The 25,776-nt window shown below is 53.3% G+C and carries 14 protein-coding genes; 3 read left to right on the top strand and 11 right to left on the bottom strand.

Features of this window, described 5'->3' with window-relative positions; genetic code table 11:
• Nucleotides 1-13: 13 nt before the first annotated feature.
• From KFE13_RS04180 to KFE13_RS04190, 3 genes are all read right to left on the bottom strand, one after another.
• Complete coding sequence (locus tag KFE13_RS04180; protein WP_260705922.1) at nt 14-1,474, bottom strand: dockerin type I domain-containing protein; 1,461 nt, start codon at nt 1,472-1,474, stop codon at nt 14-16.
• 545 nt (nt 1,475-2,019) lie between these two features.
• Nucleotides 2,020-4,764, bottom strand: a complete 2,745-nt coding sequence (locus KFE13_RS04185) for an ABC transporter permease (protein ID WP_260705923.1) — start codon at nt 4,762-4,764, stop codon at nt 2,020-2,022.
• Entirely contained in the window at nt 4,761-5,105 is a 345-nt protein-coding gene (locus KFE13_RS04190; RefSeq protein WP_260705924.1) for a PadR family transcriptional regulator, read from the bottom strand. The genes KFE13_RS04185 and KFE13_RS04190 overlap by 4 nt, the downstream gene beginning before the upstream one ends.
• Nucleotides 5,106-5,532: 427 nt before the next feature.
• On the opposite strand from KFE13_RS04190, the gene eat reads away from it, so the two are divergent.
• Genes eat through eutC form a run of 3 tightly spaced genes read left to right on the top strand, consistent with a single transcriptional unit; the run spans nt 5,533 to nt 9,044 of the window.
• A complete protein-coding gene (eat, locus tag KFE13_RS04195; protein WP_260705925.1) occupies nt 5,533-6,876 on the top strand; it encodes an ethanolamine permease in 1,344 nt (447 codons plus the stop codon).
• Between the two features lie 9 nt (nt 6,877-6,885).
• Nucleotides 6,886-8,280, top strand: coding sequence for an ethanolamine ammonia-lyase subunit EutB (locus KFE13_RS04200; protein WP_260705926.1), 1,395 nt, complete (start codon nt 6,886-6,888; stop codon nt 8,278-8,280).
• On the top strand, nt 8,277-9,044 hold the full coding sequence (eutC, locus tag KFE13_RS04205) for an ethanolamine ammonia-lyase subunit EutC (RefSeq protein WP_260705927.1): 768 nt from the start codon (nt 8,277-8,279) through the stop codon (nt 9,042-9,044). The genes KFE13_RS04200 and eutC overlap by 4 nt, the downstream gene beginning before the upstream one ends.
• Nucleotides 9,045-9,294: 250 nt before the next feature.
• On the opposite strand, the gene KFE13_RS04210 is transcribed toward eutC, so the two are convergent.
• From KFE13_RS04210 to KFE13_RS04245, 8 genes are all read right to left on the bottom strand, one after another.
• The gene (locus tag KFE13_RS04210; protein ID WP_260705928.1) at nt 9,295-12,723 is read right to left on the bottom strand and encodes an SMP-30/gluconolactonase/LRE family protein; all 3,429 of its coding nucleotides are present in this window, start codon (nt 12,721-12,723) and stop codon (nt 9,295-9,297) included.
• Between the two features lie 410 nt (nt 12,724-13,133).
• On the bottom strand, nt 13,134-14,219 hold the full coding sequence (locus tag KFE13_RS04215) for an efflux RND transporter periplasmic adaptor subunit (RefSeq protein WP_260705929.1): 1,086 nt from the start codon (nt 14,217-14,219) through the stop codon (nt 13,134-13,136).
• Nucleotides 14,206-17,352 carry an efflux RND transporter permease subunit gene (locus KFE13_RS04220; RefSeq protein WP_260705930.1) on the bottom strand — a complete coding sequence of 1,049 codons (3,147 nt, stop codon included), beginning with the start codon at nt 17,350-17,352 and terminating at the stop codon, nt 14,206-14,208. Before KFE13_RS04220 ends, KFE13_RS04215 begins: the two co-directional genes overlap by 14 nt.
• A 16-nt stretch (nt 17,353-17,368) precedes the next feature.
• The gene (locus KFE13_RS04225) at nt 17,369-18,829 is read right to left on the bottom strand and encodes a TolC family protein (RefSeq protein ID WP_260705931.1); all 1,461 of its coding nucleotides are present in this window, start codon (nt 18,827-18,829) and stop codon (nt 17,369-17,371) included.
• A gap of 67 nt (nt 18,830-18,896) precedes the next feature.
• Nucleotides 18,897-19,118 carry a PadR family transcriptional regulator gene (locus tag KFE13_RS04230; RefSeq protein ID WP_260705932.1) on the bottom strand — a complete coding sequence of 74 codons (222 nt, stop codon included), beginning with the start codon at nt 19,116-19,118 and terminating at the stop codon, nt 18,897-18,899.
• Between the two features lie 298 nt (nt 19,119-19,416).
• The gene (locus KFE13_RS04235) at nt 19,417-21,174 is read right to left on the bottom strand and encodes a CRTAC1 family protein (RefSeq protein WP_313900680.1); all 1,758 of its coding nucleotides are present in this window, start codon (nt 21,172-21,174) and stop codon (nt 19,417-19,419) included.
• Entirely contained in the window at nt 21,174-22,355 is a 1,182-nt protein-coding gene (locus KFE13_RS04240) for a tetratricopeptide repeat protein (RefSeq protein ID WP_260705933.1), read from the bottom strand. Before KFE13_RS04240 ends, KFE13_RS04235 begins: the two co-directional genes overlap by 1 nt.
• A gap of 78 nt (nt 22,356-22,433) precedes the next feature.
• Nucleotides 22,434-25,745 (bottom strand): TonB-dependent receptor, encoded by a 3,312-nt coding sequence (locus KFE13_RS04245; RefSeq protein ID WP_260705934.1) that lies wholly within the window; start codon nt 25,743-25,745, stop codon nt 22,434-22,436.
• Nucleotides 25,746-25,776: the final 31 nt, after the last annotated feature.

Genomic DNA, 25,776 nt, shown 5'->3' on the forward strand with positions numbered 1-25,776 from the left:
TTGTTTGTGTCGTCTACTGGCAGGTGGTGCCGGCTGGCAGACGCTGGACGACGAATTGTAGATCAAGCACGTTAACGAAACCGTCTCCGTTGAAGTCGGCGCTGGGGTTATATCCTGCCTGCCCGACCTTTTTGCCGAAGGCGGCTCGTACGGTTGCCTGATCACTGCAATCGACGGCACCATTGCCGTTGACGTCTCCGGGAGTTCCGCTGACCACAAGTGGAAGGGTGATGACATGAGAGAGGTAGCCATCGGCGCTGAGTCCATTGACGACGAGTGTGTAGCTGCCCGGAGGCGTAGCGGAGGATGTCGCGATGGTCAGAGTGGACGTACCAGATCCGCCAGCGACGGCCGGAGAGCTGAACGTTGCAGAAGCAGCCGCCGGAAGTCCGGTGAGATTGGTGGCCGCCGAGGTATTGGACGAGCCGGGAACTACATTCGATCCGGCGAGGCCTAGGTTGACGTTTTGATTGAAGCCATTAAGCGGTGCAAGGTTTAAAGCATAAGAGATCGCGCTTCCAGGAGCAACAGCGGTTGACACAGGAGTCGAGGTCAGAGAGAAATCTGGAAGGGTAGATTCGCTGGCGCAGTCATCGGGCACTTTGGCGATGCAGAAGTTATTGAAGCGCACCTGCTCGTCGCGAAGCTGTTGCGCATTATCGAGGCTGCGGTAGATTCCCCACTTCGGCCGGATCACCGTAGTTCCGACACGCCACATGTCGATATCGTTATTCGAATAAGACAAGAGAGTGGCGCCATCACTGAGCCGGTTGATTACGAGAGAGTACTGGCCAGGGGTTGTTGCGCCCTCTTCCAGAGTATGACCATAGGTAATTCTCTCGTACGCTTCGACCCATTGACCAAGGAAAGGGTCGAGCGGAACTTGCGCGAGTGTGATGGTCTGAGCTGGAGGACTGGCGATGGTTGAGGTAACCAGTAGCAGCTGTATCGTGTTTGGCGTGCCAAAACGAGGAGTTAGAGTGATGAGAGGCGCACCGTCATCGCCATCGAAGGCCTTAATCTGATGAATGTGGGTGAAACTGTATGACGGCTGAAACCCTGAAGGCAACATGAATCTCCAGCGATGAACGACCGTCTCGCCAAGATGGCCCACGATGTAGTTCTGATAGGGCGTTGGATTTGAAGCACCTTCGGTCTTCATCTCCAACCGCTGACGATCGGTAGCGGAACAGCGATCGTTATCAGGGACGACGTGCATGTTGAAGAGGAAAACATAGCTTTCCAAAGTGCTGTCGGGGGTTTGAGTGAGATGAGGGCCAAAGCTGAGATGGCTACAGTCTGGATTTTCTGGTGATGCCTTCAGAACATTACCAGCAAGGGTTTGCGGCGGCGTGATTCCATCGGCCCGGAGATGCGTCGGTGTATACGTTTGCATCTGCGAGCATAATAATGTAGGGCTGGCAAGCAGGGCCACAGCAGTGAGCGCAACCCGCGTGAGATGTACGGCACACATATCCCATTCTCCTAAAATGATTTCGAGCGTTCTTGATTGCGCGTACTAGATTTTGTTGCTTATTGCGCGGCAGTCAATTTATCGGAGCGGAAAGACAGCTTTCAAGGAAAAAAATAAGTTTGCATGCAAAATGAATCTCCAGTAGATGCTGTCTCTACTTGGATCTGTCACGAAACTTGCAGTATCTCTGCATGATGCCGGTCGGCATCTTCAGCGGACCGCGCGCCCAACGCTATGAGCGTTATACTCGCTGTCGCTATTCAAGGAAAACGTCCATACAATTGCATCAACATTGCTTGAGGCGGCAGGATTCCGTCCATCATCTTGTGTACGATACGCGTACGATTACTCCGGCATTGTCGACCTTTTCGGCACGTTCTTCCCATCATAGAATCTGTAGATACAGAAACTAGGCCTTGTGGAAAAGTTCGACTCTCGCCGCCTCCACCAGCCTTAGCTGCTGTATTTTTACATTTACAAAATTCGTAGTTTCTCTGTGCACGATACGCTTGAGATCGCTACATGATGTTGAGGCTGTGCCTGCCTCATTCATGCCGCAGAGCACGGATGGGATCAATACGCGATGCGCGTCGCGCAGGGCCAAGCGCGGCCAGCAGAGCGATGATAATCAGCAACGCCGCAGCGGTTATCAATGTTAGAGGGTCTGAAGGCTTCAATCCGTACAGCATCGCGCTCAGGAGGCGCCCCAACCATAGCGCCCCACTTATGCCTATCGCGACCCCTGCCAAAGCCATCCACGACGCCTCGCGGAGTACCATGCAGAGGACTTGGTCTGTGCGGGCTCCGAGAGCCATACGGATGCCGATCTCGCTAGCACGGCGGGCTACCGTGTAGGCCATGATGCCGTAGATACCGATGCTGGCGAGAAGGAGGGCAAGCAGACCGAAGCCTGCGGTGAGGCGTGCGAAGATACGTTCATTAGAAAGACTGGAGTCGATTTGCTGGGTCATGGTGCGGACTTCAATGAGGGGCAGGTTTGGATCAAGTGAGGCGACGGCGGCTCGGACCTGATTCACGATGCCGGTGGGATCGGCGAAGGTACGAAGCTCAACGACCATGCGGCCTACATCATCGGCGTGCTGCTGATAGGGAAGATAGAAGAGCGGTGGCGTGGTGGAACGAAGATTGGCGTAGCGAGTGTCGGCAGCGATGCCGACGATCTGGATGGGGCCGCTTGAATCTTCGCTCTCGAAGGTCTGGCCGAGCGGATCCAGGTTGGGAAAGTATTTCTGGGCAAGGGTTTGATTGATGACCGCGACCATGGGTGAGGTCTGAGTGTCGTGCACGTCGAATCCGCGGCCGTGCATGATGGGAATACCAAGGGTAGCCAGGAAGTCGGTGCCGACGACGTTCATCTGGATGCGACCTTCACCCTTAACGATAGGGCGACCGGAGACGTGGAAGGTGGAACCTGAGTAGCCGTCACCGACGATGGCGATTGTGCTCAATGAGACCGAGCGAACGCCAGGGAGGGCGGTCAATTTTTCTTCGAGCTGGCGATAGAGCGCAGTGCTTTGCGGGCCGGTATAGCGAGTTCTCGGGGGATCGAGTCGGAAGAGAAGGATGTTGTCCGGCTGGAAGCCAAGCGGAGTGTGGCTGAGATTGACGAGAGTCCGTACGAAAAGCCCGGCGCCGATAAGCAGAATTGCCGAGAGTGCAATCTGGAAGATGACAAGTCCTTTGCCGAGACCTATTTTTTGCCGGCTGGAGGTGACGTGGGTTGTGTCCTTGAGACCACAGTTGACGTTTGTGCGTGTTGCCTGCCATGCGGGAGCGAGACCGAAAAGAATTCCAGTTGCGAGCGAGACCCCAACGATAAAGGCGACGACGCGGCCATCGAAGTCAAGCCGCATTGTCTCTGGGCGCCAGGATTTTGCGAGGAGGTGCGGGATGAGGTTTCGACCGAAATAGCCAACGAGCAGACCGGCGGCACCTCCGAGTGAGGAGAGCAGCAGGCTTTCGATGAGCATCTGGCGCACAATGCCTACGCGGCCTGCCCCCAGTGCGAGGCGGGTGCTGACCTCGCGCTCGCGGGCAGAGGCGCGGGCGAGCAGCAGGTTTGCCATGTTGACGCAGGCGAGCAGAAGTACGAGGCCGGCGAGTAAGAGCAGTATGTAGGAGGGCTTGGCAAACGCGCCCTTCAGGTAGTCGAGGCCGCGATCGCCGGGCTGAAACTGGAGATGAAACTGGGTGGGAGTGTTGCCGTCGGGCATGCCCGCGGTTGCAGCCGGTCGCAGGACGGCATCAAGCTCTGCTTGCGCGCGGCCCTCGGAGATGTCGGGACGCAAGCGTGCCATGACGAGCAGCCACCATGACTGCGGATTATCGAGCAAAGAGGTGCTGCCGTTTTGCGAGCGCGGCAGCAATAGCGGCTGCATCGTGAGGGGAACGAAGACTTGTGTGATGGTGTCTATCTGCAGACCCGTGAAGCTGCCTTGAGCAATACCGACGATGGTGGTAGGGATGCCATTGAGCGAGATAGTTTTGCCAAGCACGGAAGAAGAACGGGCGAAGTGCGTAGTCCAGTAGGCTTCACTAATGACGGCGACCGGGCTGGGGGCGGTGTCGTCGGCGGGTGTAAGGGTGCGGCCAAGTACGGGCTGGACGCCGAGTGCATTAAAGGTATCGCCGCTAACGAATTCGGCGGAGATGAGGTCAGGGTCACCGTCAACGGAGGCGGTCATCTGGACGTCTTTGAAGGCGAAGAGGTACTGGAAGGCATCGGTCTGCTTACGCAATTCCTGGAAGACGGGATAGGAGAACGATGAGCTGACGCGCTCGCCACTAGCATTGGAGAAAGCGTCACCCCAGACGAGTGGGACCTTCTGATCGTGGCCTGCGATCCAAGTGAGCATGCGGAGTTGTTTTGGGTCTTTTACGGGCAGGGTGTCGAAGAGAACTTTTTTTGCGACCGTGAAGATGGCGGTGTTGGCACCGATGCCTAGACCAAGCGAAGTGATGGCGACGATGGTAAGAGTTGGATTACGGCGGAGCTGACGCATACTGAAGCGGAGATCGCGTCCAAGAGTGGAAAGAGACATGATCGCGCGCATCTCTCTCTGACCTTGCTGCAAGAGGGTCGTATTACCAAATTGACGGCGCGCCGCCGAAGCAGCGTCTTCGGGACACATACCTTGGCGAATGAATCGCTCCGTGAGCAACTGCAGGTGCAGCCGCATCTCGTCGTCGGATTCGCGATCTGCTTTCCGCAGTCTGAACAATCCGCTGAGCTTTGCTGCGAAGACGTGAAATCGGGAAAATATCGTCAACTTAGCCCTTCCTGGCCTAATACGCGGTCGATGACTCCCGAGATGCGCTCCCAGTTCTCGGTCTCAATTGCCAGCTGCTTCACCCCACGCTTGGTGATGGAGTAGAACTTTGCCTTGCGGTTGTTCTCCGAAGTCCCCCACTCCGATACGATCCATCCTTGTTGTTGAAGGCGTAGCAAGGAGGTATATACGGTACCTTCGTTCAGCGTCAGCACCTCTTCGCTCAACTGCTCAATGCGACGGGCAATCCCAAATCCGTGCAAGGAGCCAAGCGCATGGAGGGTTTTCAGAATCATGAGATCCAGCGTACCTTGCAAAACTTCGGATTTTTCGCCACTCACGGATACTCCTTTGGACACTGCAAAGAAGCTAACAGCACTCCATTGGAATGTCCACAGGAAAGATGGAAGAACAAAAATCTGGCAAATTGTATTCGGTTAAAATTGGATACAGCATGTAGTTCGGTTGCGCACTCACAGGCTCTCAACTGTTGCTAAATTGCATGACTTCCTGGTGTTTCGTGGCCGAGCGCTTCGTGAGGTCGTTTGTAGATGTAAAAGCGATGGAACTCATCAAAACGATTCTGCTGTGCACAGAGTGTCTGCCGAAAGCGCAGGCTTCAGGATCGGACGATGCCACACAAAACGTAACGAAAGACAACTGAAAAGCATTGCTGCATCATTTTCGATGCAGCAATCCTGGACGAGCTTGCCAATTTTTTGATAACGCAACACGCAGAGCGTGAGCATAATGGTCGCAGGAGATATCTTGGACGACAACTCGCACCTGAAAGCAACACTGAATACCTGGCAGTTATGGGGAATCGCGGTTGGACTGGTTATCTCAGGCGAGTACTTTGGCTGGAGTTACGGCTGGGCAAGCGCAGGCACACTCGGATTTCTGGCGACGACCTTCCTGGTCGCCACCATGTACACCGCATTCATCTTCAGCTTCACCGAACTGACGACAGCAATTCCAAATGCCGGAGGGCCATTTGCCTATGCCGAGCGCGCCTTTGGAGAGTTCGGCGGGTACCTCGCCGGCGTGGCCACTCTGATCGAGTTCGTCTTTGCGCCGCCCGCCATCGCACTGGCAATTGGAGCATACCTTAACGTACAGTTCCCTGCCCTGTCGCCCAGGCACGCTGCTGTTCTGGCATATCTGCTCTTTATGGCGATCAATATCATCGGCGTAAAAATTGCCGCAAGCTTCGAGCTGTTCATTACCATTCTTGCCATCATCGAGCTTTTGGTCTTCATGGCCGTGGTCGCACCCGGCTTTCACATCCGCAACTTCACAGCAGGCGGATGGGCGGGACAGAATCACTTCACTGCAGGCTCGCTACACGGCATGTTTGCGGCAGTTCCGTTTGCCATCTGGTTCTTCCTTGCTATTGAAGGTGTAGCGATGGCCGCCGAAGAGGCGAAGCGGCCTTCACACTCTATTCCTATCGCTTACATCGCCGGCATCTGCACTCTGCTTGCACTTGCGATCGGCGTTATGCTGTTTGCAGGCGGCGTTGGCAACTGGAACGCGCTCTCGAATATCAACGATCCTCTGCCGCAGGCTATGAAGATCATCGTCGGGCCTTCGAGCGGATGGCTACACATGCTAGTGTGGCTTGGACTGTTTGGACTGATCGCCTCGCTGCACGGTATCATCTTCGGCTACTCGCGACAGATCTTTGCTCTGGCACGCTCCGGCTATCTGCCCTCGGTCTTCAGTCATATTCATCCCAGGTTGCAAACACCGTGGGTTGCGATTCTTGCCGGCGGTATTGTAGGCATTGCAGCAATCTATAGTGATCGGTGGATTACATTCGGCGGGCAGCCGCTGACCGCGAACATCGTCGTCATGTCCGTGCTTGGCGCTCTGGTAATGTATGCCGTAAGCATGCTCGCGCTCTTCCGGCTGCGAAAGACCGAGCCCCAGCTCGAAAGACCGTTTCGGGCGCGGCTCTACCCCTTCTCTCCTATATGGACGCTGCTTGGAGTCTTCGTATGCCTTGCCAGCGTCGTTTATTACAACCGGGTAATTTCCGCGGTCTTCTGCTGCGTTGTGGGTGCCGGATATGTTCTACTGCGGCTCACACGGCGCGCAGTCGCTGAGTGAGGAAAGAAGATGTCCTTTGCACATACCATCGGGGGCTCCACCTATCGTTTCGACGACCTGAAGACTCTGCTTGCCAGAGCGACGCCTGCACGATCGGGAGACGAGCTCGCCGGTGTTGCAGCGCAGTCGGAGATTGAGCGCGCAGCCGCTCGCTTCGCTCTCGCCGATGTACCGTTGAAGCACTTTCTGAACGAAGCGGTAATTCCTTACGAAGAGGACGACGTTACGCGCCTGATCATGGACACGCATGATGGCGAGGCGTTTGCCCCAATCGCGCACCTTACCGTGGGAGAGTTTCGCGACTGGCTGCTGGAGCAAACACAGAACCCCGAGGCGCTGAAAAATGTAAGCCGCGGCGTAACGCCGGAGATGGCCGCCGCAGTCTCCAAACTGATGCGCAACCAGGATCTTGTACTCGCAGCAAGCAGAATGCGCGTGGTGACGAGGTTTCGGACGACGATCGGTCTGCCCGGCACGATGTCCGTTCGCCTACAGCCGAATCATCCAGTCGACGACCCAAAAGGGATCCTCGCATCTGTGATCGACGGTATTCTCTATGGCTGCGGCGATGCCGTAATCGGCATTAATCCGGCGACAGACAGCATTAGCTCCGCGATGGGCCTGCTGCGTCTGCTGGATGACTTCCGCACTCGGTTCGACGCTCCGATACAGAGCTGCGTGCTCACTCATATTACCAATACGATCGAAGCGATTCGCCAGAATGCTCCGGTGGATTTGGTGTTTCAGTCAATTGCGGGAAGCGAGAAGGCAAATGCCAGTTTTGGCGTTACGCTCGGTCTGCTGAAGGAAGCTGAAGATGCGGCACTATCGCTGCATCGCGGCACTGTCGGCACGGAATGCATGTACTTCGAGACAGGACAGGGGAGCGCTCTCTCGGCAAGTGCCAGCTTCGGCGTGGACCAGCAGACTTGCGAGGCACGGGCTTATGCCGTGGCGCGGTTTTGTCGGCCGCTATTGGTGAATACTGTCGTCGGCTTTATCGGTCCGGAATATCTGTTCGACAGCAAGCAGATCATACGCGCCGGCCTGGAAGACCACTTCTGCGGTAAGCTGCTTGGATTGCCGATGGGCTGCGACGTCTGCTACACGAACCATGCCGAGGCCGACCAGGATGACATGGATACACTGCTGACGCTGCTTGGAGTTGCTGGAGTGAACTTTATCATTGGCGTCCCCGGGGCAGACGATATTATGCTGAATTACCAGAGCACGTCGTTCCATGACGTGTTGTACCTTCGAAGCGTGCTTGGACTGAAGCGAGCGCCAGAGTTCGAGGAGTGGCTGAGGACAATGCAGATCATCGATGCAAGGGGCGACTTTACGCTCTCGGCTGCCTCGCTGGAGCGCCTGCTGCCTGCGGATACTCTGCGGAGTGCGAGTTGAACGATAAGCCCGCAAAGCTCGAACCCTGGCGTGCGCTTACGCAGTGGACCTCTGCACGTATCGCAATGGGTCGCGCAGGGGCAAGCATGCGAACCTTCGAGGTGCTCGAGTTCAACCGCGACCACGCGTTGGCGCGCGATGCGATCTACATGCCATTGGACGCCGGGGCGCTGCGAGAGCGGTTCGTGCAGGAAGGCTTTCCCTGCGCTATGGTGGGAAGCCGCGCCAGCAATCGCTCGGAGTACCTGCGCAGGCCTGACCTGGGGCGTACGCTCCAAACTGATTGTGCAGCCACGCTGCAGGAGAATGGCGCAGCGGAGAATGACAGGTTGACTGTAGTCGTGGCCGACGGCCTTTCAGCCCTTGCCCCGAAACTGCATGCTCTGCCGCTTCTCAAGCGGTTGCGCGACGGGCTCGTAAGCTGGCAACTGGATACCGTCATCATCGCAACCCAGGCGCGAGTGGCGCTCGGAGACGAGATCGGGCAACTGCGAAAAGCAAAGGCAGTCCTGATGTTGATTGGCGAACGGCCTGGTCTTAAGGCGGCCGATAGCCTTGGAGCCTATCTGACCTATCAGCCAAAGATCGGGCGACTGGATGCTGAGAGAAATTGCATTTCGAATATCCGGCTGGCAGGATTGAGTTATGAGCAAGCCGCCTTTCGCCTGCTGCATTTGTTGTCGCAGGCACGGCTCATCGGTGCTACCGGAATCGCGCTAAAGGATGATAGCGCTTCAACGTCCGCGCTGGAGCAGGAGCACTAAACATCATCCGCAGGCTCTTGAATTGCGAACGTTAGGTATAGACACCTCGGAGTGCAACAAAGAGAAGACTAGGTTGCAGCACAGCTGCCTACTAGTATCAGCTGAATGATGAGTATGAAGCTCTGCTGTAGCGCGTCCTCTTCTTTGGGACGCATCAGAGTTCCAGCTCCTGTATTTGAGGTTATGAGCTTTAATACTCGGCTGTCGCTATTCATTAGCGGCAGCTAAGATGATTCTCCTTCCGCCTTCCTTAGGGCGTGGTGATGGACACATTATCGAAGGTCGCGGTACATAGCTGGGAGCTGTTCCGACTGCTGACGACCAGCCCGATATACGCGTTGTTGGCCATCGAGATGCTGACGGTGCCCTGCTGTGTCCAGTTCGTTCCATCCGACGAAAAGTAACCCGTGAAAGTGTTGCCGTTGCGTATAACACGAACCCAATAAGGCGCTACAAGACCGGATGTTCTGCTTCCGCTCGTGGTCCCGCTGGTGGCCGTACGATAGACCCAGGTAACGCCATTCGACGGTGTCACGTTGATGTTCGCCATCGTCGAGCCGGCATCGAGTGTCTCGCGAATCATCACACCCGCCTGAGCTCCGCTGTTGGTGTTGGTCATACTCACGACTCGAGCAGTGATCGTATAACTCGTGCCAGCGGCCTGGTATGCATAGTTGAATTGGTCCGCTGTGCCGCTAATACTGCTCCCGGAACCGTTCACCGTGAACGTGCCATTGATGTAACTGATACTGCCGGCGACGCTCACGCTTCCCACATCCTGATCCGCCCAACCTGATGGCAGACCACCTGTCGCTGCATTGACTATTAGAGTCACTGTCGTCGAGTGTGACAAGCTGCCGCTGGCGCCGGTGATTGTCAGTGTGTAGGTCCCAGCAGGAGTTGTCAACGCTGTCGAGACCGTCAGAGTCGAACTACCCGAACCAGTAATGGACGTTGGGGTGAAGCTTGCCGTCGCCCCGGTAGGCAATCCGCTCACACTCAGGTTCACCATTCCGGTAAAGCCACTTAGAGCGCTGATCGATGTTATGTAGGTAGTGTTGTTCCCCTGTGTCATGGTCTGCAAACTCGGCGTTGTCGAAATGCTGAAGTCCGGCGTCGACACAACCAATGTCACCGTTGTCGAGTGCGACAGAGCGCCGCTGGTGCCCGTGATCGTCAGCGTGTAGGTTCCCGCTGGTATCGTAGTCGCAGTTGAGATGGTTAGCATCGAATTTCCCGAACCAGCGACCGATGTGGGATTAAAGCTTGCCGTCGCGCCGACGGGCAATCCGCTCACACCTAGATTCACCGTGCCAGTGAAGCCGCTTAGCGCACTGATCGATGTCGTGTAGGTAGTGCTATTGCCCGGCGTCAGCGTCTGAGAACTCGGGCTCGCTGACATGCTAAAGTCTGGCGGCCCAGACACGACCAATGTCACCGTGGTTAAGTGCGACAAAGTACCGCTCGTGCCCGTGATCGTCACTGTATACGTTCCCGGTGCAGTCGTCGTCGCGGTCGCGACCATTAGAGCCCAGGTCTTCGGGTTTACGGCCGACGCGGGGATAAAGCTCGCCGTCGTGCCGGCAGGCAATCCGTTCGCGGTCAGGCTCACCGTGTCGCTGAACCCGTTTAGAGGACTGATCGTTGTTGTATAGGTAGTGTTGCTCCCCTGTGCTACCGTCTGCGAACTCGGCGTGGCGGAAACGCTGAAGTCCGCGGTCGGCACGACTGTCATCCTGTGGATGATGATCGAGTTATTGTTGTAGTTGTCCTTGCTGATCAGATAGTCGCCATTACTCGTTTGATAAGCCCGGATACCGTACATTGAATCAACATCGTTGCCCACCGCTACGTTGGGATCTGCACTGGTCATCGTTAGGTCATTGGCGCCAGTCGTGAGGTTATAGGCATCGATATCGGGTACGGTATGGACATACGAGATGAACAGATAATTACCCGCCGCTGCCCTGCCCTTCGGGTTCTGGGTGGTCTTCAGATTAATGACCTGGTTCGGCGTGGTCGTGTTGCCTGCTTTCCAACCGTGGTACACCTCGACCCTGCCGCCCAACGAGGTCCAATCGGTCGATAGCGCGTTCATCAGGATCATGGTGTCTGTGGACGGGATGTACTCAATACCACCCAGGGGGGCGATGGTTGACGGCGTCGGCGTCGTTGTCGGCGTTCCGTAGATCGGGACGCCATTTGCGTCAAAGCCGGTCAGCGGATAATGGGTGATCGCGTTGGTCTTGTCCAGCCCAACCCAAATGTCTCCGTTCGTGTCGAGGCAAAATCCGTTTCGAACCCGGGCTAGAGTATTGAAGTAGTTCGTATAGCCCGCTGGACTGGACTGGCCCGGCAAAGTCCCAAACGGAATAGACGCATATTGGTTAGTGGGGAAATAGGAGAATATGAAAAGATCAGGATTCTGGCCAGTGGATGCGAGGATTCGATGACCGCTGACGCTGGTCATGATGCCAAAATCGAATCCGCGGCTATTGTTCGTTATGTCGACGCGTGGGTCCGTCGGATAGTCGAGCGCGTCGACGCTATTCCCAACGTATCCACCCCCGCCTGTACCGGCAAAAACATCTTGACCTCCATACAAGTTGGCTCCATCCGTACCGGGATCGAAAGCAGCATTGCCTTCGAAGTTCAGTGCTTGCAATGTGTACTGCAGTACACCGGAGCTGTTGTAAGCATGAAGATCGGTCTTCCCATTTCTTCCCAGGTCCCAGGTTCCTCCCCAGGGGTTATTCAAAACGTAGAGATTTCCAGAGTTATCTTTCCCAACACCGACTACGCGCGTGAAACGCTTGCTCCCGGTTTGCCCCTTGACTCCTGTGGTTGTATCCAGATATCCGCCTTGCACACCGAAAGTACTTACTAGAGCCGGAGCACTCGACAGATTTCCGTAGATCTGAATATTCATGTTTGGCCCCTGATCGCCGACCATCAACTGGTTATGGGCGCTATCAAAGTACAATGCCGAAGGTCGCGAGCTGGACCCCATGTTGATTGTGGTCAGCGTGTTGCCTGATGGGGAAAATTCCTGAATTGTACCCTCGTTTTTCTGAGCAACCCATATGTTGCCCGATCCGTCGACCGCAATCGCGCCGGGATCAGTGAGGCTCCAATCCGATTGCCACACCCCAGCGGTCGTGTAGCACCGCACGAGGTTGTCAGGATGATCGCTGACATAGACGAGGGTGCCTGTGTCGGCGATCCCCGTAATTACATCCGCGCGCCGTTCCGTCGTGTCCAAACTCGCTGACCATGTCAGGTCCCGCATACCGGTGTTCCGATTGTATCGGCCAATATACCCACTCCCGCCGAGGCTGGTGTTGAATTGCAACGCAGCGAAGATATCGGTTGCATCGCCGCTAATCGCTCCTCCTTGAGTTTCCCCATGGGCGGCAATAGTGCCAGATTTTTGGCCGTTCCGGTAAATATTGATGCTTCCCTGACTTTCGTCCCAGGCAGACGAAGTATAGATGACTCCCTCTGGAGACACCCACATGGACCGCATCGCGTTCCCCACGTATGTGGGAATGGTGGAATATGAGTTGCCCACCCACGTCGTCGAGTAGCTCACTTGAGCATGGCTGGTCGTCGTGCTTAGTAGCAGAACAAAAATCCAGATAATGGCAAAGAATGCTGACCAACCTCGTTTCGCAAGCATAGGGCTCTCCTAAGCCTTCTACTTTTCCTGACTGGATCAGAAGGCTTCAGCACAGTGGTTTGTAAATTCCACGAGCCTTGTAATTTGCATTGCAAAGAAGTGTCAATACTGAACTCCCCGCTTAATCTCTTCGATAAAAGCGTTTTATTTTATGCTTACCTTTCCTCGCTATAGCCTTTGCTTTTGGCTATGCAATCTCGACAAAAATATAGCTCTCTCGAGGTCCACCACTCGTAAAGCAAGCATCACTGAGAACGTACGATTGTTTCATACAATAAAAATTTTAATAGGGAACATTAATCTCCTCCAGTCGGCTTTATATATACGCTCATGTGAGCACGAACTCTTAAGAATCGGTGAGCAAATGCTTATTTCGATGCTGAAGGAAGGACCTATCTAATGCAGAACCATTATTTTAATGGTGTGCCTTCACGTATTTCGTCCGTCGCACGTTTCACGACTTGTTGATCCGAAGCAAGCGGGCCGCGAATGGAAATCTGGTCTCCAGAGATAGCCCCTTTTCGCACATCTACCCAGTGCGCACGCCCATTCTGGCTTGTGATCACAAAAGTTCGCTCTGTGGTCGTAACGACACTAGTAATGGGAACGAACAAAAGATCGCCAAACGAGGTAGGCCAATCGACGCTCGGATACATACCAGACGCCAATATTCCCTCCTTGTTTGAGACATCGAGCTCCACCATCATGGTGCGGCTATTGGGATCGAGAGCATAAGGAATACGAGCAATTGTTCCAGTGAATATCTTGCCCGGTTGGGCCGGGACATGAAAGGTCACAGGCTTTCCTTTTGCAATGGACCCCACATAAGTCTCAGGAACAGGAACGACTAATCGAAGATGCGATATCTGCTGTAGTTTGAGAAGAGGTTGCAATCCGTTCGAACTAACCATCATTCCCGGGTGCACAAGGCGATCCGTGATGACTCCATCAAACGGAGCAGTCACCCGAAGATATCCTTCCGTAGCACGGGTCGCTTTCAAATGATCCGATGCAATTTTCACAGCAGCCTTTCTGCTGTTAACCAGAGCAGCCGCAGCTTCCTTCTGCTTTTGCGCTTGCAATAACTCGTTTCCTGCGACTGCTCCTGGCGTCTTCGCAGCTTCCGCCATACGCTCATAGGTGCTCGCCGCAGCAGCAGCTTGAGCTTCTGCCTGACTTGCGTCCGCCTCAGCCTGATGTAATGACGCCTCTGCAGCATTTGTTTGCGAACTTAACTCTGGAGCACTTAACTGTACAAGAAGCTGACCACGATGCACTATGCTTCCACGATCCACGAGTACACGTTCAACGTAACCAGGTACTCTGGCTTCGATGTCAGTTTGTAGATAAGGGGCTAGCTCCGCGGTTAGTGATACCGTCTTTGCTAGAGAGTGGCTCTCCACTTTAGCCATTTCCACATGAGAAGTTGACTGGGCATACAGCAAAGGCACAAACAAGAGTGAAGCAACAACAAGCGAGTATCTAAGAATGCTCATAGTATCGGCTCAAAGGATCTTCCGGATTGAGTGAATTTGACTTCGTAGATGCCATGCTTTGCAGGCTGGCATATACGGCGGGCAAGATACCGAGAGTGGTAATGGTCGAGAAGACTAACCCTCCTATAACGGCTCGACCAAGTGGAGCTGACTGGGCACCACTATCTCCTAAACCGATTGCCATGGGGAGCATGCCACAGATCATCGCTGAGGCAGTCATTAATATCGCGCGGAGACGGCTGGTTGCGCCCTCGTGAGAAGCCCTCATAGAGTCATTTAATTCGTGCCGCGATCGTTCGGCGAAGCTGACAAGCAGGATGGCGTTGGCAACCGATATGCCAACCGCCATAATTGCGCCCATGAATGACTGAATACTAAGTGTCGTGCCTGTCAATAACAGCATCAACACGACGCCTACCAAAACTCCGGGAATGGTTGAAAGGATAGCAAGTGGCAATCTGACGGATTGAAAGTTCGCCATGAGTAACAGGAAGATGGCAAGCACTGCAAAAATAAGCCCGCCGCGAAGCCCAGATACAGTCTCCTCCAGAGCCGGTATTTGCCCTCGAACGACAACTGTACTCCCCTTTGGGGGAGCACCTATATGCTTGAGAACCTGCTGGATTTTTTGCTGTACATCACCAAGAGACATGCCATGAATATTGGCAGTGACACTGACGACTCGCTGCCCGCTGAATCGCTCGATCATCTCTGGCATCGTTCCAGTTCGGAGAGTGGCAACCTGGTCAAGCTGCGGTTGAGATTGACCGTCTTTCATTACCGGCAACGTCGAAAGTGCCCCAAATCCCTGAATTCGATTTGACGGGAGTTGAACCTGAATCTGAAATGCATTGCCTGTCCTTGGATCACGCCAATAATTTGGAGCGATGAAGCGCGAGGAACCCGTTGCTGGAACGAGCGAGTTTGTTATATCGGTCATCGTGAGACCGAACTGACCAGCGTAGTCGCGATTGATGTTGATCTCTGCGGTCGGATACTGTTGCCCTTGGACGACCGATACATCACGCAGAAAGTTCAACTTCCTCAACTCCGCTTCTACCTTCGCAAGGTAAGCATAGTTTTGATCGAGATCGACCCCCTGCACATCTACCTGCACAGGGGTTGGAGAACCGAAGCTCATCACCTGCGTTACGATGTCACCTGCTTCAAACGCTACGGTAACATCGGGCATCTGTTTTTGGAATGCACTCCGCAGAGACTCACGCAGAGCTTCATCATCGGGATGTCCAGGCTTGAGTTGCACCTGAATAATGGCCTCTTCCGGGCCGCTCGTAAATAAGTGGATGAGGTTTACTGGGTAGCTGGAAGGCTGAACTCCCATATAGTCCGACGTAATTTCGACATGCTGTGTTCCGATCGTATTTCGGATCAGGTCAAGCGCCTGTATGACTTTCGGTTCAGATTCCTCAATGCGAGTTCCGATTGGAGCTTTCAGCCGCATTCGAAGCACGGGCCCATTTGCATCTGGAAATATCTCGGTTCCTAAGTGCGGTGTCAGCAGGATCAAAACGATTGCAGTCGCGCCGAAGTACCCAATCAAAATCGGCAGACGGTGCCTCAATAACCGATCGAGATAACCGCTATACCAGTTGCGTAACCGACCGAAACTTCCTTCTGCTTCCTCCCCACGATGTGTCTCCGACATAAACCATGTGGCGAAAACCGGTACAAGACTACTCGACAGGAAATATGATGCAATCATCGCAAAACCAACCGCAAGCGAGAGTGGGACAAACAGCTGCCTACCCACCCCGTTCATGAAAAAGGATGGAACAAAGACCGCCAGCACACAAAGCATCGAAAGAAGGCGAGCGATAATTGTCTTTCTAGAAGCCTCAAGAACAACCTTTGCGCGAGATACCCCAGGAAGCATCAGCGTGTGGATATTCTCGATTTCAACGGTGGCCTCGTCTACCAATACGCCTACAGCAAGTGCAAGACCACCCAATGTCATCACATTAATAGTCTGCCCCGTAACCCACAGGAGTAGGACAGCGGTAAAGAGTGCAAAGGGGATGTTGGCAACGACAATAAGAGCGCCACGCCAGTCTCTAAGGAAGAGGAGGACGACAACACCCGTAAGCACTGCTCCAAGCAGTGCCTCATGAACAAGACCGCTGATCGCATTGGAAACATATCCCGATTGATCGAACGCCAGTTGTACGTCGACGTCATCTGGAACGACTTTCTTGAAACGCGGTATCGCTTCTTTTACAGCTTTAATAACGGCAAGTGTCGATGCATCGGAACGCTTCGTTACCGGGATATATACCGTACGTCGGCCGTTCACGTGCGCATAGGCGGTCACGATGTCAGTGCCATTCTCAATACTTCCAATGTCCCGGAGATAGATGTTCGCGCCTGATTTTGGGTGAATTGGAGTATCCATCAACTCAGCAAGGTCAGGGCCGAGCGTAGAATTCGTACGGACGATTCGATTCAACGGTCCGTCATATAAATTGCCCGATGGAATGACAACACTGCCAGCACTAACAGCCGTGATCGCCTGTTCGGGCGAGACACCATATTGTTTCAATTTGTCCGGATCAAGATTAACCACAATGGTCCGCTGATTGCCGCCGAATGGAGGAGGAGCCGAAACACCAGGCAGTGTCGCAAAGAGAGGCCGCACTTGATTCAAAGCGATATTTTGCAGCTCACCCTGTGTATGATTCGCACTGGTAAAGAGCAACAGTCCTACCGCTACGCTTCCAGGATCAAATCGTGTGATGAATGGCGGCACAGTACCTGGTGGCATAAAGGCCCGAGCGCGATTCACATAACCAACTGTCTCGGCCATCGCCTGTTGCATGTCCGTTCCCTCTCGAAAGGTCAATTTCATAAGGGCCGCGCCTTGAATGCTCTTGCTATCGACCGACTGAATACCCGTGATGTAGAGGAAGTGGTACTCATAGTAATAGGTAAGGAAGCCCTCCATTTGCGCGGGATTCATGCCGCCATAAGGCTGCGCAACGTAAATCAATGGATTGCCAACCTGCGGGAAGATATCCATCTTCATACGATTGATGGCCATGAAAAAGCCAGCCGAAATCGCTATAAGAGCAACGATTACGCTGAGAGGACGGCTCAGAGCTGCAAGTACAAAACGCATTGCTGGATCCCTTGGCTTACTTGTTAACTTCCTGCAGAAATGGCAAAAGATCTCCACGGACATACTGCAGATGCAGAAAAGCTCTCCACACATTTAACCTGGCGAGCGAATCGTCGATTTGTGCCGCGACCAGCAATCGTTGCGCCTGAGCTACATTGTCAATGGGAGCTAAGCCCGCTTTATAGCGGGCGGTTGCCTGGTCAAGACTTGTTTGTGCGGTCTTCAGTTGAATTGGTGTGTTCTGTGCGATAACCCTCGTCGTGCTCAGGCTGGCTTGCGCCTGAGCAAACTGCTCTTGCAGGTTCCTGTCTGTAAGCTCCTCGTTTCCCTTTGCAGCGCGCAGGTTTGCAGCCTGAGCGGCTTCACGTGCATGAACACCCACGAAGTCCATGAATGGGAAGGTAATATTGATGCCAGTGACATAGTTACCCACATTGGGCGCAAGCCCATTGGCACCCGACAAACGCTGACCGTTCGTCTCTGCACCGGAGCCACGAGCATAAATAGCTCCCTCCAGATTGAACTGGGGAACCCAGCTTTTTTCAATCGCCTTTAGTTGTGCCATATTCTGTTGCACCAACGCGTGTTGCTCAAGCATCGTTGGAGTATTAGAGGCCCTAAGAGGTGCGGCTGAATCTGGAACGTACGGCACATCGGTCAGCAACCGCCCTACATTCAATGGACCGAACTCAGAGTTCTTCAAAAACTTGCGCAAAGTAGCCTGGCTCGTAGCGATAGCCTGATCCGCAAGGGCTAGTTGTGTAACGGCCGCCGCTTTCTCCGCTTCGATTCGCGCTTCGTCGGCTCCAGGTCTAAGCTCAGACGACACTAAAGCATGAATAGTCTTTCGAAGCGTCTCCCAATTGTTCACAGCTGCTAGCGCTGCAGTGCGAGCACTCTGAGACGCCACCACTGTCATATAAGCATCAGCTGCCCAAATCGCGACATCCAACTGAGTTTGTTGATTTGCTGCTGAGGTTCTGTCGCGTAAAGCCATAGCGGCCCGTACATTAGCCCCACGAACTCCAAAATCGAACGGTTGCCAACTAATCAATAGCCCAGCAGCGCTACCCCAAATCGAACCGCCGTTATTGGTGCCAATCACTGGACCAGACATCGGGGGAACAACACTATTGGGCAATAAGCTTCCAAATATATTGTTGCGTGTCCCTCGATTGAACTGAGCAACTCCATCCAATCGAGGAAGATAGGCAGTGCGGGCCAATGCCAGATTGGCGACGGAAGCATTCAGGTTTTCCTGAGAAACATGGATCGAAGGATAGTTTTTTTCGGCCTCTTCAACTACGGCCGAAAGCGAAAGTGGACGATTCAATGTTTCCTGACCATACATCGCGCCAGGTCTGAAACTAGCAATTAGAAGGATCGAAATCCAAGCCCCACGAGACAGAAACAGCATGTCGCCCGACTTCACCATAATGAAGGCTTGCCTCAGCATTCCTATTGAAATTATTGCCATCTTAACTCCACGGTATCGTCAGGAACACAAGTATATCGAAAATCGATAAACAAGCAGCAAACATTCATTAAGGCGCTTCGTTCATCTCGTGATAAAGCTCGCTGACCTTGAGCTTGGCTTCTGCGAGAGCACGTTTTCCAGCTGCTGTCGCTTTATAGACGCGGCGATCTCGACCGCCTCCAGACTGCAGTGTCGATCTCAGAAGCCCCTGTTTTTCCATGCCGTGGAGCAATGGGTAGAGCGTGCCGGGCCCTAACTTGTACCCGTGATGCGTCAATTCCTGAATCATCTCCAAACCATAAATCGGCTCACAGCTCGCATGATGGAGTACATGCAGTCTTATGAGGCCGGAGTAAATATCTCGATATTCTTTGGGCACGGATCAAGAGTAGCGCAGTCTTTTAGAACAGACGATGACGATTTTTGAGATGCAAGTGAGCCTACACGCTTGTATCAAGGAACAATGTTTAGCGATGATCTTTAAGAAGCAGTCCAAGAGACTCTCAGAGCCTGACGGCTGTGAGGCATATCGCCTCTAAATTCGCGAATCGCCTGCGTTCTTTAAATTGAAGCAAGAGCTTAATCACTTATTGAGCACTCATCGCCGCAAGTGATTCTCCCTGCCTGAGACGATAAAACCGATCCCCTTCTATCTCTTTAAAGCTCTGTATCGAACCATCTGGCCATCTTACTTCCACCTTGTCGATCTTTGACGCCTTCCCTAACCCAAAATGGAGACGAAGATCGCTTTGTGAGAGATAACTTCCACCGCTCCGCACCTCATCCATCTGAGTAAATCCCGCCGCAGTAACATACACTCGAGCATTCAGTGCAAGCCTGTCCTTCAACCCTTCCAGTTGAAAGCTCACCCAGTGGTTCGTCGGGTCGGGCCGAGCTTCGAGTAACATTGGCGCTCCGGTTAAGTTTTCGATAACCAGATCAAGACGCCCTTTATTGAATAGATCCCCCACAGCCATTCCGCGGCTTACCTGAGGATTTGTCACCGATGCCCCCAACTGCGCACTAATATCTTTAAAAGTTCCGTCGCGCTGATTCTCAAAGACGATGCGCGGCTCACGATATGCCGTACCAAGTTTGGCGTTATCCACCTGCGGATAGACATGCCCATTCGCAAGCACTAGATCCAGCCAACCTGAGTTATTTAGATCGACAAACTCATCACCCCAGCCCACAAATGGTGTCGTCGATCGGGCAATTCCGGCGGCATGCGAAATATCACTGAAGTTCAGATTTCCGTCGTTGCGATACAAGACAGCATATTCATCACTGAAGTGCGTGATCGCAATACTCATGCGCCCCGTATGCATGAAATCTCCCACGGCAACGCCCATATTGGCCTGTTCCACGCCGTCTTCACTTACCGCCACACCCGAATCGTATCCGGTCTCCCGAAATCGCCCGCTCCCCTCATTGTGATACAGATAATTCGGCTCACCATCATTTGCAACGAACAGATCGATTCGCCCATCATTATCAAAATCGGACCATACTGCGCCAAGCCCGAAAAACCGTTTCGCATCGTCAACACCTGCCTGCTGCGCTACCTCAGTAAACGTACCATCGCCATTATTGTGATACAGAGTGTCAGGGAAACCCTTCAATCCACGCGGTCCGCACTGCACAGCGACTTCGTGATACTGACACGTCTTCTTCGACCCGAACGTCGGCAGATCCTTGAGATCAAAGTCGACATAATGTGGCACAAACAGGTCGACAAACCCATCTCCGTCATAATCGCCAAACGTCACGCCGGTTGCCCAGCCCACATCATTATCAAGTCCAGATTGCTTCGTCACGTCTGTAAAAGTGCCATCACCATTATTGCGATACAAGACGACCCCACCAAAACAGCTCACGATAAGATCAGGCTTCCCATCATGGTTATAGTCTCCGACTGCCGCTCCAATCGCCCAACAGGGATACCCAACACCAGCTTTGTCCGTCACATCACTAAACGTACCATCGTGGTTGTTATGAAAGAGCGCGTTCTTTGCCTTCTTTCCTTCAAGCTCCATCTGTACGCTCGGCGAATTGGTGAAATAAATATCGAGCCATCCATCGCCGTCGTAATCGAGCAATGCAACGCCACCGCCCATTGACTCGACGATGTAACGCTGATCTGGGCTGGAGAGATGTTCAAATTTGATCCCAGTTGAAGCAGTGATGTCGATCACCTGCGGATACTTCATGGCTTGCCCTTCTGACTTTGCTGGCCGACGCGCAGCCGCAGCAGGCCGTTGGGCGTTACTGGCCAAAGTCGGCACCAGCAAGCAAATAGCTATTACACCTTGGATGCGATCCGAATAGAGCTTGGAGAACCGCACTATCGACTCTCTTTCATCGATTCGTCGCTCTCATCCTGCAACCGCAGGTCTTTATATATCTTGCGCAACTTCTCTTTCATGTCCTTGTACTTTTGATATTCCGCCAGCTCGCGCTTAGCATCCGCAGGCCGATTCAGTTTGCGGTACACCACACTCAATCTGTAATGAGCTTGCACATTGCTTGCGTCTGCAGCAACAATCTGTTCAAGCAATGGCAGAGCCGACGCAGGGTCATTTCTTTCATTGAAAACGCGCGCGGCTCCCAGCAACGCGTCAGCATCGTTTGGGGCGAGCGCAAGAGCTTTCTTGTAGTAATTCGCAGCTGCATCAAGATCGCCATGATCGACAGCTAAATCACCAAGCCTGGTTACAGCTTTCTCATCGGAAGAATTCGCCGACACGGCAAGCTTATACTCACTCTCTGCTTCCGCATGCAATTTCTGATCAGGCGAAGCATGCAACGCTTCAGCTAACTCATAGTGAATCCCAGGAAGATTGGGGTTGATTGCCAGCGCCTTGCGAAAATCCACAATGGCGCCGTTGATATCATGCTGTCGCACCAGTTCATGCGCCATCGCCTGATACATCTGGCCGGATTCAGGAGCCGCAACCGAAAGCCCCAACATCGCTTCACCAGCAAGATCGGTATAGATGCGATAGGCTGCATACAACACACGTGGATCTGTAGGAGCACTCTCTTTTAAGACTTCGACCGCCGCTGCAGCCTTCGCAAGATCCCCGGATGCTGTGTCCATCTCGATCAGTTCAAGCCCAACTTCCATCTTGATACCTGGGTCATCCAACTTGGCGACAACCGCCTCGAGATCTGTCCGCGCAGCGTCCGCTTTACCCAACCGACGCTCACACATGCCCAGCAGAGCACGAATTTTAGCCAAATCAGGCTGCTGATCAACAGCCACGCGAAGATGCGGTTCCGCTACCGTATATTTTCTCTGAAAAAAGAGCAGTACACCTAAATTAGCTTGAGCATCCAGGTTTGTTGGGTCTACTGCTATTACTGCTGCAAACTCCTTAGCCGCAAGCTCAGGCTTCTTTTCTGTCAATAGCTGATGAGCCCGCTGTGAATGAAGTCTCACCTGCTCGGCAGCTGAACTATTTGACTGCCCCAGGACACCAATGGCACCTAACGCAACCATCAAAAGAAGTACTAAACCCTTCATCCCATGACCATACACTCTCACGCAAAGCATAGTTAAAAGAAAACGGAACAGCGGCAGGCCGCTGTTCCGCTGGAATGATCAGAAGGTAATTCGTCCCATCAGTTGCAGATTGCGCCCACCGATCGTTGTTGATCCAATGCTCGATGACCCTGTCGCAATGCCCGTACCACTCGCGCTAGGGGAAATCGTTCCATTGGGCAAACCAAAGCTCGGATGGTTGAAGATATTGCTGCCATCTGCACGGAGTTGGAACTTCACATTCTCCCATACTGAGAAGGTCTTACCCAACGAGAAGTTCACATTGCTCAGGCTTGGCCCATTCAGGCTGTTTCTTCCGGAATTCCCAAAGGTTCCTGGCGCAGGCATAGCAAAGGCTGCCTCATTGAACCACTGCTGCGTTCCATGATAAGCACTGTGGCTGATGCTTGGGTTGCCAATCACATTGGGGTACCACTTTCCGTTGGAGCTGTGGATGTAGGAATAGTTTTGTGTAGACGGGTTGTCCATCACAACAGTAAAGGGCTGTCCACTCTGAAGCACGACGGTCCCAGAAGTCTGCCATCCACCGATCAACAGATCAAGCAGTGTGCTGCTGTTGGCGAACTGGCGTCCACGCCCGAAGGGCAATTGATAGACAGCGCTTCCCTTGAATGCGTTACGCACATCAAAGTTTGCATTTCCATAATTGGCTGCTGGACGATACGCATCCTGATAGTTCTGCGCACCGCCACGTCCCCCCCATCCTGATGAATCAACATCACTCAAAAAGTGTGACCACACATAACTGAAGTTGAAGTCCAACCCATGCGTCATGCGCTTTTGAATGACTGCCTGTAACGAGTTGTAGTTAGAAACAGCATTGTTCGTGCTGCCCTGAATGCCCTGATATTGAGGGAACGGTCGGAACTGAGGAGAATCCGTAGGGCTAAGCTTCTCTTTCGGCACCTGGTTGATATCAACCGGGAAAGGCAGGTCATGGCCGTGGCTGGCAACATAAGCCAACTCCATCACCATATCGTTGCCGACCTGCTTCTGCATGCTCAGATTCCACTGGTACGATCCGCCGACGGGCGTATGGTACTGGTTATAGCTCACCTGCTGATTATTGAATCCAGAAGGATTCGTCGTGGCCGATAGATATGCCAAGTTGGCACCAGATGATCCTAAGATCACAACCGGCGTTTTGTTGGTCTGATCCTGTTGGTTTCCCCTCTGCCCAAAAGCCGCCCCCATGCCGGACCCATAAGTATCCCGACTCCAGTTATAGGCATACAAACCGAAGCCACCGCGGATTGTCATATCCGGATGCACCAGCCACGAAAACCCTACGCGCGGCAGAAACGTGTTATAGACCGGCGCCTGTAGAGTGTCACGTCCATTAGCCTTCGTGGATCCGTACCACATGGCTCCCAGCGTTCCGGTGGCGGGGTTCTGCACGGTGGGATCAAAGACTGCCATATTCCCTTTGACCTCGTTCCAGCCAGTCTGAATCTGATAGCGGAGTCCCAGGTTGAGGGTAATGTTCGGAGTCACCTTATAGTCATCCTGTACGAACAACTGAGGAAGACTCATGCGAGCACCGAACTCCGGAGTAACCTGGGCTGACCATTGCTGGGCCTGTCCCAAAAGAAAGTCAGCATAGGACGCCCCCGTTGGCAGAGCGTTGGGAGCAGAGTTTGGATTAGCCGTATAAACTCCGGCAAAAGTCATGGATCCGCCGTCTATATTTCCCCACGCCGTCGAGTTTTCCTTGAATATCAGGTACTCGCCACCGAAGTGGAGAATATGTTTGCCCTTGATCAGAGTAACGACATCCGATGGATCGTAGACATGCTCCTTATAGACAGAGTTGGTTGCAGGCTGCAGAGTATAAAACCCATTGACGGTAATGGTTGGAAAGATGTTGGCCTTGGCAAACTGCCATCCAAGTTTCGAGGGAAATCCCTGGCCCAAAGTAGCTGGAACAAAGAAGTTCAGCTGATTGGTATATCCCATCCGGACCTCGTTGATCACTGATGGTGAGATCGTCCATACATCCGTAACTTGGGCATTGTGCCGACTCACATCTCCCGACTGGCAATTGATCGGGCAGACCCCTTCATTACGATAGTACGCAGGGTTGTCGCTCTCCATCTCGGTGACGGTCAGCCGGTTATTGGCGCGAATATCCCAATCGGCTCGCCCAAAGAACTTCTGGAAGGGCTGTGAGTTGGGAGTATTGAAGAAATAAGTGTTTTGTGGAACACCGTTGACGGTTCCGGTTGGCGCGCTATTCGCCTTGGGATAGTAGGCCTGAATAGCTTTAGCCACTGGATCGATTCGGCTTGCAGGAATTATGTTACCGGCAAACGGCTGGCCGGTCGTAGGATCGTAGATCACTGGCATTCCCGCTGCCGAAAAATCACCATTCAGCATGGCAGCTGTGGGAATTGTTTTATAACCTTGCGTTGCTGCGCCATGATTGATGATCTTGTCATAGTTGAAAAAGAAGAAGAGCTTGTTCTTGAGTACTGGCCCGCCAACAGAAAACCCAAAATTATTGAATCGAACCAACGCAATCGCGGCCTGCCTTGTTTTTTTCCCGAAAGCATAGCTGGCTGCATTCATCGCGTCATTCTGGAAGTACTCGTAAGCCGAGCCGTGGAAGCTATTCGTTCCACCCTTGCTGATCTGGTTAAACATGATGCCGCCAATGCCATACTGCGCAGAAAACGTTGAAGCACTGACTTTCACTTCTTGAATAGCTTCAAGAGTCATTACGTCCGCGTTTGCACTAGCAGGTAATGTAATCGCAGCACCATCGGCCAAAACTGTGCTGAATGGGAGATTTCCATTGACCGCCACCGCCTGCTGGGGATTGGCGGCGCCCTGTGAAGCCCCTGGGGCGCCCGCTGACCCAGGAAGCAAAATAGTGAAATTTTGCCAGTCGGGAGTTCCCGTCTGAGGTAAATCAGCAAGCTGCTTCGCTTCAAGCGTCGTTGACTGCTCTGAGTTTTCCGTAGCAAGCAACGGGATGTCCGTATTCACCACCACCTGCTCGGTCACAGCGCCAACCGATAACTGAGCGTTCACCGTAATGTTCGCCACCGTGACGGTAATACCAGACCTGACGAGCTTCTGAAATCCAGCCTTGGTGAACGTGATCTCATAGGTTCCCGTAACAATCGAAGAAGTGTCGTACAGACCGTCTCCGTTCGTCGTAACGTCCTTGGAAACGCCCGTGTTCTTGTTCAACACCGTTACCGTTACATCTGCAACGGCGGCGCCGCTCGTATCCGTTACAATTCCACGGATATCTCCGGCATTCATGCTCTGGGCATAACTTATTCCGGCGTATCCCAGACAGAACAGCAATGCTATGAACGTCGGCCGAATCCATCTTGTATTCATGCTGTAACCTCCAAAAAATCTAACAATCAAA

Source organism: Edaphobacter flagellatus (assembly GCF_025264665.1).
GTDB lineage: Bacteria > Acidobacteriota > Terriglobia > Terriglobales > Acidobacteriaceae > Edaphobacter > Edaphobacter flagellatus.